The sequence below is a fragment of the Micromonospora sp. D75 genome, assembly GCF_018070405.1.
Classification (GTDB): domain Bacteria; phylum Actinomycetota; class Actinomycetes; order Mycobacteriales; family Micromonosporaceae; genus Micromonospora; species Micromonospora chalcea.
Map to the genome: position 1 here is coordinate 1 of NZ_JAGPXV010001174.1, position 492 is coordinate 492.

General features: G+C 78.3%; 1 pseudogene. It reads left to right on the forward strand.

Annotated elements, in window-relative coordinates:
* Positions 1-5: 5 nt before the first annotated feature.
* Positions 6-492, forward strand: a pseudogene (locus tag KBX39_RS32710) (cell division protein FtsK); the annotation flags it as partial.

A 492-nucleotide genomic window follows, 5' to 3' on the forward strand; every position in this document is an offset into this window, starting at 1 on the left:
GTGCGTTGCGGGTCGGCACGGTACGCCTCGACGGCGCCGAACCGGTGCCCGCGCTCGTGCCGCTGCTCGACGCCGGGCACGCGCACCTGGCCGGCGGCGACCGGGACGGCCTGGCGGCGGTGGTGCCCGCGCTGCTGCTGCGCTCGGTCGGCCGCGCCGACCCGGGCGCGGTGCGGCTGTACGGCTACGACCCGGAGCACCTGGGCGGCGGGCTGGCCGGATTCGCCCCGCTCGGCACCGCCGGGCTGCTCACCTTCGTCGGACCGGGTGGCCTGGGCCGGCTGCTGGACGACCTGGTGGAGCAGATCCGCCGGATCAACGCCACGGTGCTGGCCGGTGAGTACGCCTCGCTGCGCGACCTGGCCGCCGCCACCGGACGCCGCCCGGAGCCGTGGCGGGTGGCGGTGCTGCTCGGCGGTGACGAACTGTCCCGGCACGAGCGCGGCCAGCTCGACCGGGTGGTACGCACCGGCGCCGCGTGCGGCGTGCACC